We start from the raw sequence: 15,038 nt of genomic DNA on the forward strand, positions 1-15,038 counted from the left end.
GGCCCAAGGCGGGTAATGCTGCGGGCCAGTACCCTCTTCCCGGAACCGAGTACCAACTAGGTGGACGAGGAGTACCTTAAACGACTACTCGCCAGGAAGGGCCGAGGACCTTGCGGGCCTGTTCATCATCGCCGTGGTCGCGTTGTCGGCGATCGTCGCCGCCTATCAATCGATTGAACGCATTTTCAACCCGCAACCGCTGCATAACCTGGGGTGGGTCATCGCTGCGGGCTTCATCGGCTTCATCGGCAATGAAATCGTCGCCGTCTATCGAATCCGGGTCGGCCGGAAGATCGGTTCCGCCGCACTTGTCGCAGACGGCGTGCATGCACGCATCGACGGCTTCACCTCGCTCGCCGTCGTCATCGGCGGATTCGGCGTGATGCTCGGATTCCCACTCGCTGACCCCATAGTCGGACTACTCATCTCAGCCGCCATCATCGTGCTGCTCTGGGGAACCGTTCGCAGCATCGGGCGCCGCCTCATGGATGGCATCGAACCCGAGCTCGTCGAGCGAGCGCGGCACGCGATCGAACACACCCCGGGGGTTCTTGCTGTGCCTTCATTGCAGCTGCGATGGGTCGGCCACCGACTCCAGGGTGCCGCCACGGTAGCTGTCGCCGACATGCCGATCTCAGCCGCCGAAACGATTGTGCATGACATCAGGCACGAGATCTCACATACCCTTCCGAACCTGGATCATCTGACCATCTCAACGACAACAGAGGTCATGAGGTAAGGCTCGTGGATCGGATCTGGTCGATAGCCCTCAGCGCAGCCGGCGGCATCCTGTTCTTGTGGCTTGGATTGATTGGCGTTGTTGCATGGCTCGCTCGTCGGCAGGGCGAGTCCATCACGCTCGTTGGAGCGCTTCGCCTGGCGCCAGACATTCTGCGGCTGGTCCGCCGGCTGGCGGTCGACCCCACCCTTCCCCGATCGGTGCGAGCGTGGTTGGTAGTCCTGTTGGCGTACCTCCTGATGCCAATCGATCTGATACCAGACTTCATTCCTGTAATCGGCGTCGCAGATGACGCAATCATCATTGCCGTCGTTCTCGGCTACGTGATCCGCCGCGCAGGCCAGCAGGCCATCGACCGGCATTGGCCCGGGACGGAGCGAGGACTGACCGCCCTGCACTCATTGGTCGGGAGACCGTAACCCTGATAACCTGCCGCCTCCATCGAGCAGAGCCGATCATCTGCGGACATGGTGAAGTCGGGCTTCACTCAAAGGTGGGACGGCCGTCGTGGGCAGGGACTGTTGCGCCCCGGGTTTAATGGAGGTTCTTGATCACCTGAAAGGTTGAGAAGCATGCCAGCGTTGAAGAAGTATCCACCCGAGTTGAAAGAGCGGGCCATTCGTTTGGTCCTGGATGCCCGTGACGAGTCCGGCGGTCGCCGGGGTGTCTGCACTCGTGTGGGTCAGCAACTCGGCATTCCGTCCGACACGCTCCGTGGCTGGGTCCAGCGTGCGGAGGTCGACGAAGGCGCAAGGCCTGGCGTCACGACCGATGAAAAAGCTCGGGTCGCCGCTCTTGAGCGTGAGGTCAAAGAGCTGCGGCGAGCGAATGCGATTTTGAGGTCCGCGTCGGCTTTCTTCGCGGCGGAGCTCGACCGCCCATCGATCAGATGATCGCGTTCATCGACGAGAACAAGGCTCGGTTCGGGGTCGAGCCGATCTGCAGGGAACTGCCGATCGCCCCGCAGACCTACTACGCGGCACAGTCCCGGCCACCGTCGAGACGGTCGGTCACGGACGAGGAATCGGTGGTGAAGATCCGGAAAATTCATTCGGAGAATTACGCCGTCTACGGTGTTCGGAAGGTCCACGCGCAGCTGAAACGAGAAGGCCACCCGGTCGCCCGGTGCACGGTCGAGCGATTGATGCGCCGCGAGGGCCTGCGCGGGGTGCGCCGTTCGAGGGGCCCGAAGACCACGATTCCGGGGCCGTTGGCGGATCGGCCCGGGGATCTCGTCGAGCGGCAATTCACCGCATCCGCCCCGGATTGCCTCTGGGTTGCCGACATCACCTACATCCGCACTTTCACCGGCTGGGTCTACGCCGCGTTCGTCACCGATGTCTTCTCGCGCCGCGTCGTCGGCTGGCAACTGAGCACCTCGCTACACACCGATCTGGCCCTGGATGCCCTCGAGATGGGGATCTGGACGCGGCAACGGGCCGGCCGGGACCTGACCGAGCTGATCCATCACTCCGACCGGGGCGTGCAATACCGTGCCGTTCGCTACACAGAACGCCTCGCAGAGGCTGCCGCGGTCGCCTCGGTGGGCTCGAAAGGCGACAGCTACGACTGTCAGTCTGTTTTTACCCGATCTCGCAAGGATTGGGAAGTCCCGGCCGGAGTGGTCTGACCCTTGCTTACGATTGGCCCGCAGGGTGCCTTTGCGTTGATCTGTCGACCCTCCGCCCGGGCAGCGTAATAAGCGCTGCCACCGGACGAGGCGTGACCTAATAGGAGCCTGGAGCATACTTTCGACAGCGTCCCCGTGACAGTCCTGTCCCCTCGCCGGTGACAGCGTGAACCCCACGATAACCGGCAGAGAGGAACCCCGCTATGACCCAGGCAGAGCCCGCCCGTTCAGGGCACGTCGTGATCGGCATAGACACGCATAAACACATTCACGTCGCAGCAGTGATGGACACCATCGGCGGGATCCTCGCGACCCTCACGATCGCGACCGACACCGCTGGGTTCCGGCAACTCCTCGACTGGGCTGGGACCTTCGGGAGGATCATCTCGTTCGGAATCGAGGGAACCGGCTCCTACGGGGCAGGTCTCACCTCGTTCCTGCGCCGGCAAGGCCACAAAGTCGTCGAGGTCTCACGCCCCGATAGGCGTCTCCGCCGACTCAACGGGAAGTCCGACACCCTCGACGCGGAGAACGCCGCGAGAGCCGTGCTTGCGGGATTCGCGACCGCGACCCCGAAAACGATGGACGGGGCGGTCGAGATGATTCGACAGCTCAAAGTCGCCCATGACACCGCGGTCAAGCAGAAAGCCGCGACGATGGTGACGCTCAAAGCGATGCTCGTGCACGCACCAGAACAGCTCCGCACCGAGACCGCTCGGAAGACCCAGCGGGCTCTCGCGCGTCACTGCGCCGCATTCCGGCCGCGCAGCCTTGAGTCTCCCGAGGACGCGAACCGGCATACCCTGCGGTCGCTCGCGAGGCGTTGGCTCATGCTCGATGAGGAAATCAAAGAACTCAACGGCATGATCGAGGAACTCGTCCTCGGGCGTGCTCCGCACCTGCTGGAGGAGTTCGGTATCGGCGTCGATACTGCTGCCGAGATCCTCATTGTTGCTGGCGATAATCCCGGGCGCATCAAATCCGAGGCTGCGTTCGCGAAACTCGCCGGCATCAGCCCCGTCCCTACAGGGTCGGGTATGACAAGTGGGAAGCATCGCATCAACCATGGAGGACACCGACAACTCAACGCCGCGATCTATCGGACCGTGATCGTGAGAATGCGATTCCACCAACCCACCATTGATTACGTCGCCCGCAGAACCGCCGAGGGCAAGAGCAAACGAGACATCATCCGATGTCTAAAGCGCTACGTGATCCGAGAGCTCTACCACCTGATCAAAGTCAATCCAAGAACCGGGGAAATCATGAGTTGACAACTATAGGAGCATCAACGCGATGGCTGAGGCGGTCAACAATCTCTACAAGACCGAGCTTATTCGTCAGCAAGGGCCATGGCGGACCGTTGAGCAGGTCGAGCTCGCGACCCTTAAGTACGTGTGGTGGTGGAACCATGAACGACTTCACGGGGAACTCGACATGCGCACCCCGGCCGAAGTCGAGCAGGCATACTACGCTGAGACCGAGACGCTTCTGTCACCAACCGGCTGACAGGAAAACCGGTCGGAACTCAAACCAGGCCAATTCAACCCATCCCCACACCCTGATGTTGCACTTCAAACTAGAACGTGGGGAAGTGCAAAGTACTGCTCCCTGCTTAGTAAGCATGGCGTGAAAACCGAAATTGAACGAGAAGGAGCGAGGGGTTCACATGGTCGCAACGAAGGGCAAGATTTCACTCGTCGGGTCCGTTTCGCTCGGCACCGGAGTGATGATCGGGGCGGGAATCTTTGCGCTCGTCGGGCAGGTCGCGGGCTTCGCCGGAGACTGGTTTCCGCTCGCGTTTCTGCTCGGCGCGATTGTCGCCGGTGTCAGCGCCTACTCGTACACGCGATATTCAAGCGTGAACCCCTCTGCGGGTGGTATTGCGATGCTACTGAAAGATGCGTACGGACCGGGGGTCGCTGCGGGATCGTTTACCCTGTTCATGTACGTCTCAATGGTGGTCGCGGAAAGTCTCCTCGCCCGCACCTTCGGAACTTACCTGCTGCGCCCATTTGGCCTACAAGACTCTGCAATTCTCGTCCCCCTCCTGGGCGTGCTTGCGATCGTGGCAGCAGCCATCGTGAACTTGCTCGGTAATAAGCTCGTTGAAGGATCCGCGACCACGACTGCGATCATCAAGATCGTGGGCATCGCACTGCTCGCTATAGCGGGACTCGTCGGTGCTGTCGCATCAGGATCCGGACTCTTCGCCCAAAGCTCAGGCGAGGCCCCCGATATCGTCGGACTGCTCGCCGGAACGGTCCTGTGTGTGCTCGCCTACAAAGGGTTCACCACCATAACCAACCAAGGTGACGACATTCAGGACGCGAAAAAGAACATTGCGCGCTCGATCGTCATTTCCCTGGCGGTCTGCACGGTCCTCTACATGCTGATCACCGTCTCGGTAGAGTCCAGTATTGGGGCCGCAGGCGCGGTAAAAGCGCGTGATTATGCGTTGGCTGCGGCAGCCGAACCGCTCTTTGGCTCGTGGGGTATCGGAATCACGGTGGCGATCGCCGTTGTCGCCACACTGTCCGGGCTGCTGGCCAGTCTGTATTCGGTATCACGCCTCTACGGAATGCTCCAAGACATGCGCCAGACGCCGTCACTGCCTGCGCGCGTCCCGCAACAGCCGCTGATCATCACGGCTGGGCTCGCGATTATCGCCACAGCCTTCCTGGACCTCACTCAGATCGCATCGATGGGAGCGTTCCTCTACCTCGCAATGGACATCGCGGTGCAATGGGGCGTGATTCGGCACCTCCGGACAAAAATCAAGGCAAAACCGTGGGCACCGCTTCTCACAATATTGCTCAACTTCTCGATTCTGATTTCCTTCACGATTCTTAAAGTGCAAAGCGATCTTCAAACCGTAATTGTCGCTGCAGCGGTTGCGACAGCCGTTATCGTCGGCCAGGTGATCGTTATGCGGGTGAGAGCAAAAGAGGAGACGAATTAGAGCCGGGAGTCCTAACTCTGAGGCCTCGCCGATGTCGGAGCCTCGTGCTGTCTCGGTTCCCAGAGCACTGATCCAATTACGGATTTCGTCTTCACCTTCAACGTTGCGGTGCCTGTAGCTCGACCCAATAGCTATCCGTGAATTGGCCTGGGTTTAGTTCCGATCTGTATATAAGGATGGAACTACGATGCCAAGCAAATACGACCCCGAACTTCGTCAGCGTGCGCTCCGCATGCTTGCCGAGGCCCGCCCCGAATTTGAATCGCTGACCGCCGCTTGCCGACACGTCGGCGGCCTCCTTGGAGTGAGCCCGGAGACGCTGAGAGTGTGGCAGCGCCGCTACGACATCGATACCGGCGTGAGACCCGGCGTCACGAGCGATATGGCCGAAGAGAACCGACGTCTGCGACGCGAGAACGCCGAGCTGAAGAAGGCCAACGAGGTTCTTAAAGCTGCGAGCGTGTTTTTCGCGAAGGAACTCGACCGGCCACGAACGAAATGATCCAGTTCATCGACGAGCATCGTGATCGTTTCGGGGTCGAGTTCCTCTGCCGTACGCTCAGGACGGCAGTTCGTGGGTTTCTCACCTCGCGTGGTTACCGGGCAGCCAAGTCGCGGCCGACCTCGGTGAGACAGCTCCGTGACAAGTTGCTCGTGTCCGAGATCCAGCGCCTCCACGCGAAGCATTACAACGTGTACGGGCGACGGAAGATGCACGCCCTACTCAAGCGTGAGGGGTGGGAGATCGGCCGCGACCAGACCGAGCGTCTGATGCGGCTCACCGGTGTGCGCGGGGTGCGAAAATCGAAGCGGGTATTCACCACGCGCCCGGACAAGGCGCTGGCATTGCCTGCTGATCTCGTGAACCGGAGATTCGTCGCTGATGGGCCGCGCAAGCTCTGGGTGTGCGATGTGACCTACGTCGCTACTTGGTCCGGGTTCGCGTATGTCGCGTTCGTCACGGATGTGTACTCGCGCAGGATCGTGGGTTGGAACGTTGCTTCGTCACTGAAGTCAGAGATTCTGCCGATGCAAGCACTCGATATGGCGGCATGGCAGTCAGGCGGCCGGCTCGATGGGCTCATCCATCATGCTGATCACGGGTCGAACTACACGGCCATGGTCTATACCGACCGTATCCAAGAACTCGGCGCTGTTCCCTCGACCGGAACCGTCGGGGATTCGTTCGACTGTCAGTCTGTTTTTACCCGATCTCGCAAGGATTGGGAAGTCCCGGCCGGAGTGGTCTGACCCTTGCTTACGATTGGCCCGCAGGGTGCCTTTGCGTTGATCTGTCGACCCTCCGCCCGGGCAGCGTAATAAGCGCTGCCACCGGACGAGGCGTGACCTAATAGGAGCCTGGAGCATACTTTCGACAGCGTCCCCGTGACAGTCCTGTCCCCTCGCCGGTGACAGCGTGAACCCCACGATAACCGGCAGAGAGGAACCCCGCTATGACCCAGGCAGAGCCCGCCCGTTCAGGGCACGTCGTGATCGGCATAGACACGCATAAACACATTCACGTCGCAGCAGTGATGGACACCATCGGCGGGATCCTCGCGACCCTCACGATCGCGACCGACACCGCTGGGTTCCGGCAACTCCTCGACTGGGCTGGGACCTTCGGGAGGATCATCTCGTTCGGAATCGAGGGAACCGGCTCCTACGGGGCAGGTCTCACCTCGTTCCTGCGCCGGCAAGGCCACAAAGTCGTCGAGGTCTCACGCCCCGATAGGCGTCTCCGCCGACTCAACGGGAAGTCCGACACCCTCGACGCGGAGAACGCCGCGAGAGCCGTGCTTGCGGGATTCGCGACCGCGACCCCGAAAACGATGGACGGGGCGGTCGAGATGATTCGACAGCTCAAAGTCGCCCATGACACCGCGGTCAAGCAGAAAGCCGCGACGATGGTGACGCTCAAAGCGATGCTCGTGCACGCACCAGAACAGCTCCGCACCGAGACCGCTCGGAAGACCCAGCGGGCTCTCGCGCGTCACTGCGCCGCATTCCGGCCGCGCAGCCTTGAGTCTCCCGAGGACGCGAACCGGCATACCCTGCGGTCGCTCGCGAGGCGTTGGCTCATGCTCGATGAGGAAATCAAAGAACTCAACGGCATGATCGAGGAACTCGTCCTCGGGCGTGCTCCGCACCTGCTGGAGGAGTTCGGTATCGGCGTCGATACTGCTGCCGAGATCCTCATTGTTGCTGGCGATAATCCCGGGCGCATCAAATCCGAGGCTGCGTTCGCGAAACTCGCCGGCATCAGCCCCGTCCCTACAGGGTCGGGTATGACAAGTGGGAAGCATCGCATCAACCATGGAGGACACCGACAACTCAACGCCGCGATCTATCGGACCGTGATCGTGAGAATGCGATTCCACCAACCCACCATTGATTACGTCGCCCGCAGAACCGCCGAGGGCAAGAGCAAACGAGACATCATCCGATGTCTAAAGCGCTACGTGATCCGAGAGCTCTACCACCTGATCAAAGTCAATCCAAGAACCGGGGAAATCATGAGTTGACAACTATAGGAGCATCAACGCGATGGCCGAGGCATTCAACTCGCTCTTCAAAGCCGAGCTGATCCGGAACCGCGGCCCCTGGAGAGGGATCGATGACCTCGAGATCGCGGTCGCGGAATACATCGACTGGTTCAACCACCGTCGTCTCCACGGCGAGATCGGACACACCCCACCCATCGAGAAAGAACAGGCGTATTACGCCACCCTCCCCGTCCTCCAACAGAAGGAACGGGTCAACTAGAGCCTCCACCAAACCCGGTGCTTGACACACGCCTATTGCGCAGGGCCGGAAGGAAGACGCATAACGGTCCTGCGCCTTTGCTGCGCGGAAATATGGCCGGCCGTCATGCCGCCCTTTTCGTTCTCCGGTCAGATTCAGGTTACGGTCCGGGAGGTCTGAGCGAACTTAGTGTCGTTACCCGATAGCGGAGTGCAGCTTTGCCGGTTCGAGCGGGAATACACACTTTACGGATGCGCCGGCGCCTGGTTGTTCGATAGTGACTATGCCGTGGTGGCGTTGGACGATTTCCGCGACTATTGCCAATCCGAGTCCGTAGTGGCGCGTGGTGCTCTCGACGTTCCGGCTGCTGACGAAGCGGTTAAAAGCTGTCGATGCAACCTGTGGTGAGAATCCCGGACCGTCGTCCGTCACGCGTACGATTGCATTCCTGTTCGACGCCGAGACAGTGACCGTCACCGCGGTGCGGGCGTGGTCGAGCGCGTTAGTCGACAGGGCGATCACCAGGCGCAGCAGAGCGGCGCGCGACCCGGGGATGATGATGGGTTCCGAGTCGCCCGCGCGGGCGAGGGAGATGCCGCGCCGATCTGCGTCGTCGCGGAGAAGACCGACCGCGTTGTCGGCGACAGTCACGAGGTCAACCGGGGTCGGGTCGACCACGGTTCGCGGGTCGGCGGCGATCAGGAGGTCTTCGAGCATCTCGGTGAGCGTCCGGGTATCGGTGACGATTTCATCGACGGAGGCGGTGACGTCTGCGGGGAGGTCATGGCCGCCTCGGCGCTTAAGAATTTGTGCCCGGGTGCTCAGCAGGGTCAGTGGTGTGCGGAGTTCGTGGCTGGCATCGGCGACGAAGCGGCGCTGCAGGGCGAGCGCCTCGGCCAGGGGGCGGATGGCACGGCGGGCCATCAGGTAGGCGGCGGCGAAGGCGAGCACGGCCGCGACGAGCCCGCCGGCGATCAGCGCGGTCGCGAGCCTGCCCAGTTCTTCGGAGCTCTCATGCAGGTCGAGCGCGACCTGCACGAATCGGTCGTGGCTGCGGTCCCCGGTGGCGGAAGTAGTGAGGACGAGGTAGTCGCGCCCGTCGACGGTGCGCTGCTCCTTCACGTCTTCGCCGCCGGCCGCTACTGACTGGAGGGCCGCGGTGTCGAGCAATCCCTCGGGTAGGTCGTCGGGGGAGATGAGTTGGTCCCCGGTGCGCCCGTCGACCAGGGAGAGGTAGATGCCGCTCGGCGCATCCTGGGGCGAGTCGAGCCGGGTGGCCGCGATAAGTGCCCGCTGGTTCGATTCGGTCACGCTCGTGCTGACGATCAGGTACACGACGGCGCCGACGATCGCCAGGATGATGAACACCAAGGCGGTGAATTGTGCGGTGAGCCGCAGCGACGCGCCTCTCAGGTCGTCGCCCGTGCGCAGCGCTCTCACGGCAGCGGTCCGAGCCGGTACCCGATACCGCGAACCGTCTTGACGCTGTCGCGGCCGAGCTTCTTTCGCAGGTAGTGCACGTAGGTGTCGACTACGCCGGGGTCGTCGGCATCGGGGAACACGCTCGCGAGCAGGCCGTTCCGTTCGAAGACCTGGTTCGGCCGGCGGGCGAGGCGTTCGAGCAGCTGCGACTCGCGCTCGGAGAGGGTCACGTTCTCGCCCTCTCGCGTCGTCACGGTACGACTTGCCGTATCGAGCGACCCGCTCACTAGTGCCAGCACCGGCACTGTGCTGCGGTGTCGGCGGAGTAGGGCGCGGATGCGGGCGAGTAGCTCGTCGATGTCGAAGGGTTTGGCGAGGTAGTCCTCCGCGCCCCGATCGAGGCCCTCTACGCGGTCGGCCGGGTTGCCGAGCGCCGAGAGCACGAGGGCTGGGGTCAGGATGCCGCGGCTCCGGAGACGGGTCAGCACGTCCAGCCCTTCCATCACCGGCAGCCCCCGGTCGAGCACGAGGGCGTCGAACTCGTGCGTCAGGCCTTCGTGCAGGGCGCGTTGGCCGTCTCGGGCGAGCACGGTGTCGTAGCCCTCGGCTGCGAGCAGCTGCTCGAGCATCTGTGCCAGGCGCGCGTCGTCTTCGACGAGCAGAATACGTGCGCGCTCCGGCATATTCGAAGTATAGGGAGAAGAGGGCGCGACGATCATGCCGGTGTGAGCCCTCGGGTGCTCTGTAGCCCCGGTGTCGCGGTGAGGTTCCCCGCGTTGTCGACGGTGATCGCCTCGATGTCGAAGCGGTTGAGCAGCTGCGGGCAGTGCTCGGGCCCGCCCGCGACGAGGGCGGTGGCGAGCACATCCGCGGTGACGATGTCGTCGGCGAGTACGGTCACTTGGCGGTAGCGCTGCGGTGCGCGGGGGTCGCCGGTGCGCCAGATGTGCTCACCCCGCTCGGCGGTGCCCGAGGTGGCCAGGGCGATGCGCCTGCCGACGAGTTCGACGGCGCAGAGTAGCGTGCCCCGGTCATCGGGGTCGACGACGCCGGCGCGCCAGGGCAGGCCGTCGAGAGTGCCCCGGGTGAGGATGTCGCCGCCGGCCACGAGCATCCAGTCGGCTTCGCCGGACGAGTCGAGAACCCGTGCCGCCGCTTCCATAGCCTTCGCCTTGACGGTGCCAGAGAGGTCGATCACGCCGTCGGGGCGGTGGGGTGTGAATGCGCCGTCGGTGCTGCGCGACCAGTCGAGGGCCTCGGCGTACGCCTCGCGCAGCTCGGCACCGGTCCGGGTCAGCGGCAGCTCGCCGCGGGCCACCCGGCTGATCTCGGAGTCGGTCCGATAGAGACTGAACCGCTCGTCGAAGGCGCGGAACGCCCCTTCGACCCCATCGAGAACGGATGCTGGGGCGGTCGCGCCGGCGAAGCGCAGGCTCACCGTCGTGCCCATTGTGTCGAACACGTGCATGCCCACGGCTAGTGTCCGGCCTGGTCGAGGGCCGACTGGAGCGAGCTGAGGTAGGCGTCGCTGGTGTAGGTGGCGCCCGATACGCCTTGCACATTCGCCGACTGCGCCGCCAGTACCTCTTTGCGCAGCACCGGCGCGGCCCGGTTGCTGATCGACACCGAGCGCTGATCTTTGTCGGTGAGCTGTAGCGCGGTGACATCGGTGATGTTGCCGTTTGCGACGGTGAGTTGCACCTGCACCGCGCCGAAACGGGTCTGCACGGAGGTGCCGGTGAACGTGCCCGAGGCGCCGTCCGATGCCGGGGCTGCGGCACTCACGCTGCCGTTGGTGGCGGTTGGGGTGGGCGCCGGTGTGGCTGCCGCGGAGGGCGTCGACCCGCCGCGCGAAGTCGCGGTCGCGGTGGGATCCGACGTCACGGAGTCGGCCGTCGTGGGGGCCGCCGCATCGGGAGCCGTCGAGGTCTGGCCCTGGGTGCCGAGCTGCCACCCCACGGTCAGCACGGCCGCCGACGACAAGATGCTGAGGGCCAGTGCGCGCGCCCTCACCAGTCGAACCTCTCGACGTGGATCTGGTCCTCGGGCAGACCGGCCGCCCGGGCATCGCGGATCACCAGATCGGCCCACGACTGCGGCCCGCACACGTAGAGATCGGAGTTCAGCAGATCGGGAAAAACCGTGCCGATCGTGACACCGTGGGCAAGTGCCTCGACCGACATCCAGGTGGCAAGGCCGTGGGGTCGTGGGCCCAACATCGAGAAGATCGCATTGCCGCGCATGCTGCGGAGGGTGCCGACCTCGTTCCACAGGTAGCTCTGCGAGGGGTCGCTGCCGCGCAGCAGCACGGTGGCCTCGCCGGGGCGTAGCGTCGAGTGCTCGAGCATCGAGCGGATCGGCGTGATGCCGATGCCCGCCGCGACCACGGCCAGCTTCGGGGCCACCCGGTGCGCCTCGGTGAACACGCCGTAGGGGCCCTCGATCGACACCCGGGTGCCGGGGCGCACACGGGAGATCGCCGCACTGCCGCTGCCGAGGTCGCGCACCGTCAGGCGCGCCGACGACGCCGTAGGAACTGCGGAGAAGGAAATCGGATGGGCATGCCACCAGGTGGCGCCGGTCCAGAACCGCCAGATCGCGTACTGCCCGCCCGCGGTCTGCAGGCGGTCGAGGTCCCGCCCGGTGAGGTGGATAGAGACGACCCCGGGGGCGACCTGCTCGACGCCAGCGACCCGGATACCATGGCGGGCGCTGCGCAGCGCGGGCACCGCGAAACGGAACACGGCAATGGCGCCGAAGGCAAGCACGTACAGCGCGATCCAGTAGACCCGCTGCACGCTGCCGTCGGCGAGCACGCCGCCTGCGCTCAACTGATGCGGCAGCGCCACGAGCACGGCCGCGTAGCTCAGCAGGTGGATGAGGTGCCAGGCCTCGTATGAGAAACGCCGCCGCACCGCGACGACCGAGGTGACCACGACGGCGATGAGCAGCCCCAGCCCGAGGTAGGCGATCGCCATATCTGGGCCCTGGAACAGGCTGATGGTCTCGGTGACGACGTTCGACCCGTCGGCCATCGCGTAGCCGACGGTGAGCAGCGCACCGTGGGAGAGGATCAGATACAGCGCGGGCTTACCGAGCCGCCGGTGGAACGCCATCGCCGTGTCCTGCCCAACCACCCGGTCGATCGCCGGGATGCGAGCGGCAAGTACGAGCATCACCAGGATGAGGTCGGTGCCGACCAGGCCAGTCACGATCCCCGCGGCGGTTAAGTCGGTACCGAGGTTGCTGACGGTGCTCAGGCCTCCGTAGCCGAGCCACAGGGCCACGGCGGCGGCGACCGATGCCCAGACCAGGGCGATCATCGCGTCGGCCGCGCGCATCCGTCGCCGGCCCCGGATGCGCCGGGTGCGGTCGACCGGGTCGACCATGCGGCGGGTTCCCACAGGCCCGGTGGGTGCCGTTCTGAGAGTCATCGTGTTCTCGATTCGGGTGAGTGTCTTCTACCCTCCCTACAATCGTCCCGAATTCTTCCAGAATTCTTAGCCGAAATTCCCGGGTCGCTTAGCCTCACCAACGTTGAAGTGCTGGGACATCGGTGCTTGAGTGAGGGCATGTCGACCGATGGATACACCGAACCCCCGCTACACGCCAACGAACCTCACCGGGGAGGCATCGCGCAGCGCCTCAACTGGCTGCGCGCCGGCGTACTGGGGGCCAACGACGGTATCGTCTCGGTGGCGGCGATCGTCGTGGGCGTCGCCGGAGCCACGAGCTCGACCGGTCCCATCCTCACCGCGGGCGTGGCGGGCTTGGTCGGCGGCGCGATCTCGATGGCGCTCGGGGAGTATGTGTCAGTCAGCAGCCAGAGCGACAGCGAGAAGGCCCTCATCGCGAAAGAGCGCGCCGAGCTGCGCGACATGCCCGCCGAGGAGCTCGACGAGCTCACAGCCCTGTACCGAGCCAAGGGCCTGAGCGAGAGCACCGCTACCCAGGTGGCCATTGAGCTCACCGAGCACGACGCCCTAGCGGCGCACCTTTCGATCGAACTCAACATCGACCAAGACGACGTGGTGAGCCCCTGGCATGCGGCGGCGGCGTCGGCGGCGGCTTTCACCATCGGGGCAATCCTGCCAATGCTCGCCATCCTGCTTCCCCCGGCGGACTGGCGCATCCCCGTGACCTTCGTCGCCGTTCTCCTGGCTCTCGCGGTCACCGGCACCCTGTCGGCGACGATCGGCGGCAGCTCACGGCTGCGGGCCACGCTGCGAGTCGTCATCGGAGGAGCGCTGGCACTCGCGGCGACCTACGGGGTGGGGGTGCTCCTAGGAGCATCCGGAGTCGTCTGACCTCTCGGCCATGTGGTGCGAACGGGGCGTGACAAATAAGCCCCTTCCGCCGCTCATGGCCGCTTCAAAGAATCTTGGAAGAATTCCTGCCCAACCTTGAACCATGTTCGACACCTTCTTTGGGCTTCCCCTGCATCCGTTCATCGTGCACGCGACAGAGGTGATCGTTCCGCTTGCTGCGGTCCTCGTCGTCTTGACGGCAGTCTGGCCCCGATGCCGTCGGTGGGCGGGATATCTGCCGCTAGGCGCCTCACTGGTCGCGCTCGTTCTCGTTCCCCTCTCAACACAATCGGGCGAGCGACTCGAGGCCCGTGTCGGTGAGAACGATCTCATCGAAACTCACGCCACCCTGGCCGACGGACTCTTACCCTGGGTCATCGGTCTCGTCGTCGTAGCGGGCGCGCTGCTGTGGTGGAACATCCGGGAGAAGCGCGCGCGACTCACAGCATCCGAGGAGGTTAAACCGTCGGTAGCTTCACGGCCTGGCCCCCGGTGGGTGCCAATCGTGCTGCTCGTTCTCGCCCTAGTGGTCTCGGGAGGAACGACCGTGCAAGCCATTCTCATCGGCCACAGCGGCGCCACGGCTGTCTGGACCGAAGACATGAGCACGCCGACATCGGGAGGCGATGAATCAGACTGAGGTACCACGGCCTCGGACACAGAAAACCCGTCAGAATTGGTGCCCGATAGACGGTCGCTCACCGGGCGCTCATTCCGCAGAAACCTCGCTGCGGAAACATAGGGGATCTAGGTGCTCGTATACCCCGCCCGATTAAATGCCCGCTAACGGGGCCATAAATGCGACACTAAGTACATGAGCGGGTTAAAAATTGGGTACGCACGTGTTTCGACTAGCGGGCAAGACCTCACCGCGCAGCGTGAAGGACTCATCGCTCTCGGCGTCGACGCGGAGAACATTCACGTCGACCATGGCCTGGCCGGCACGAATCGCAGTCGCCCCGGACTGCGCGAAGCGCTGGTCGCGGTGCGTGCCGGCGATACGCTCGTCGTCACCAAGCTCGACCGACTTGCACGGTCGCTACCCGATGCTCGAGATATCGCCGACGAACTCACTCGCAAGGGTGTCTCACTCAGCCTTGGTGGATCAATCTATGACCCCGCCGACCCGGTAGGCCGGCTCCTGTTCAATGTGCTCGGGATGGTCGCGGAATTCGAGGCAGATCTTATTCGAGCCCGCACTCGTGAAGGAATGGCGATCGCGAAAGCTGCCGG

Annotated in this window: 17 protein-coding genes, 2 pseudogenes and 1 other annotated feature; of the genes and pseudogenes, 14 read left to right on the plus strand and 5 right to left on the minus strand. The window is 63.8% G+C overall.

Features of this window, described 5'->3' with window-relative positions:
• Positions 1 to 82 precede the first annotated feature (82 nt).
• The 11 genes and pseudogenes from AB0O71_RS14805 to AB0O71_RS14855 form a co-directional block, all read left to right on the plus strand.
• A pseudogene (locus AB0O71_RS14805) lies at positions 83 to 739 on the plus strand (cation diffusion facilitator family transporter); the annotation flags it as partial.
• A 239-nt stretch (positions 740 to 978) separates the two neighbouring features.
• Entirely contained in the window at positions 979 to 1,158 is a 180-nt protein-coding gene (locus tag AB0O71_RS14810; protein WP_363746559.1) for a DUF1232 domain-containing protein, read from the plus strand.
• A 153-nt stretch (positions 1,159 to 1,311) separates the two neighbouring features.
• A complete protein-coding gene (locus AB0O71_RS14815; protein ID WP_363746536.1) occupies positions 1,312 to 1,632 on the plus strand; it encodes a transposase in 321 nt (106 codons plus the stop codon).
• Positions 1,590 to 1,703: a sequence feature (AL1L pseudoknot), on the plus strand. (Overlaps the previous gene by 43 nt.)
• The gene (locus tag AB0O71_RS14820) at positions 1,629 to 2,369 is read left to right on the plus strand and encodes an IS3 family transposase (RefSeq protein ID WP_363746538.1); all 741 of its coding nucleotides are present in this window, start codon (positions 1,629 to 1,631) and stop codon (positions 2,367 to 2,369) included. Its footprint overlaps the feature before it by 75 nt. Before AB0O71_RS14815 ends, AB0O71_RS14820 begins: the two co-directional genes overlap by 4 nt.
• Before the next feature lie 203 nt (positions 2,370 to 2,572).
• Entirely contained in the window at positions 2,573 to 3,643 is a 1,071-nt protein-coding gene (locus tag AB0O71_RS14825) for an IS110 family transposase (protein WP_119077316.1), read from the plus strand.
• Positions 3,642 to 3,878: pseudogene (locus AB0O71_RS14830) on the plus strand (integrase core domain-containing protein); the annotation flags it as partial. The gene AB0O71_RS14825 and the pseudogene AB0O71_RS14830, both read left to right, overlap by 2 nt.
• A 160-nt stretch (positions 3,879 to 4,038) precedes the next feature.
• Complete coding sequence (locus AB0O71_RS14835; RefSeq protein WP_119077304.1) at positions 4,039 to 5,331, plus strand: APC family permease; 1,293 nt, start codon at positions 4,039 to 4,041, stop codon at positions 5,329 to 5,331.
• Between the two features lie 187 nt (positions 5,332 to 5,518).
• Positions 5,519 to 5,833 carry a transposase gene (locus tag AB0O71_RS14840; protein WP_200114757.1) on the plus strand — a complete coding sequence of 105 codons (315 nt, stop codon included), beginning with the start codon at positions 5,519 to 5,521 and terminating at the stop codon, positions 5,831 to 5,833.
• Complete coding sequence (locus AB0O71_RS14845) at positions 5,830 to 6,582, plus strand: IS3 family transposase (RefSeq protein ID WP_363746542.1); 753 nt, start codon at positions 5,830 to 5,832, stop codon at positions 6,580 to 6,582. The genes AB0O71_RS14840 and AB0O71_RS14845 overlap by 4 nt, the downstream gene beginning before the upstream one ends.
• A gap of 203 nt (positions 6,583 to 6,785) precedes the next feature.
• Positions 6,786 to 7,856: an IS110 family transposase gene (locus AB0O71_RS14850; protein WP_119077316.1), complete on the plus strand. Its 1,071-nt coding sequence runs from the start codon at positions 6,786 to 6,788 to the stop codon at positions 7,854 to 7,856.
• Between the two features lie 22 nt (positions 7,857 to 7,878).
• On the plus strand, positions 7,879 to 8,097 hold the full coding sequence (locus tag AB0O71_RS14855) for an IS3 family transposase (RefSeq protein WP_363746544.1): 219 nt from the start codon (positions 7,879 to 7,881) through the stop codon (positions 8,095 to 8,097).
• 174 nt (positions 8,098 to 8,271) lie between these two features.
• On the opposite strand, the gene AB0O71_RS14860 is transcribed toward AB0O71_RS14855, so the two are convergent.
• From AB0O71_RS14860 to AB0O71_RS14880, 5 genes are all read right to left on the minus strand, one after another.
• On the minus strand, positions 8,272 to 9,444 hold the full coding sequence (locus AB0O71_RS14860) for a HAMP domain-containing sensor histidine kinase (RefSeq protein ID WP_363746561.1): 1,173 nt from the start codon (positions 9,442 to 9,444) through the stop codon (positions 8,272 to 8,274).
• Between the two features lie 68 nt (positions 9,445 to 9,512).
• The gene (locus tag AB0O71_RS14865; RefSeq protein WP_363746546.1) at positions 9,513 to 10,181 is read right to left on the minus strand and encodes a response regulator transcription factor; all 669 of its coding nucleotides are present in this window, start codon (positions 10,179 to 10,181) and stop codon (positions 9,513 to 9,515) included.
• A 32-nt stretch (positions 10,182 to 10,213) separates the two neighbouring features.
• A complete protein-coding gene (locus tag AB0O71_RS14870) occupies positions 10,214 to 10,966 on the minus strand; it encodes an FAD:protein FMN transferase (RefSeq protein ID WP_363746548.1) in 753 nt (250 codons plus the stop codon).
• Positions 10,967 to 10,974: 8 nt separating this feature from the next.
• Entirely contained in the window at positions 10,975 to 11,511 is a 537-nt protein-coding gene (locus AB0O71_RS14875; RefSeq protein ID WP_363746550.1) for an FMN-binding protein, read from the minus strand.
• A complete protein-coding gene (locus AB0O71_RS14880; protein WP_363746552.1) occupies positions 11,508 to 12,887 on the minus strand; it encodes a ferredoxin reductase family protein in 1,380 nt (459 codons plus the stop codon). The genes AB0O71_RS14875 and AB0O71_RS14880 overlap by 4 nt, the downstream gene beginning before the upstream one ends.
• 183 nt (positions 12,888 to 13,070) lie before the next feature.
• On the opposite strand from AB0O71_RS14880, the gene AB0O71_RS14885 reads away from it, so the two are divergent.
• From AB0O71_RS14885 to AB0O71_RS14895, 3 genes are all read left to right on the plus strand, one after another.
• Complete coding sequence (locus AB0O71_RS14885) at positions 13,071 to 13,805, plus strand: VIT family protein (RefSeq protein ID WP_220607362.1); 735 nt, start codon at positions 13,071 to 13,073, stop codon at positions 13,803 to 13,805.
• 103 nt (positions 13,806 to 13,908) lie between these two features.
• The gene (locus tag AB0O71_RS14890; protein ID WP_363746555.1) at positions 13,909 to 14,445 is read left to right on the plus strand and encodes a DUF2231 domain-containing protein; all 537 of its coding nucleotides are present in this window, start codon (positions 13,909 to 13,911) and stop codon (positions 14,443 to 14,445) included.
• A gap of 174 nt (positions 14,446 to 14,619) precedes the next feature.
• The coding region (locus tag AB0O71_RS14895; protein WP_363746557.1) for a recombinase family protein at positions 14,620 to 15,038 on the plus strand (419 nt) is incomplete at its 3' end.

Source organism: Leucobacter sp. NPDC077196 (genome assembly GCF_040687075.1).
GTDB lineage: Bacteria > Actinomycetota > Actinomycetes > Actinomycetales > Microbacteriaceae > Leucobacter.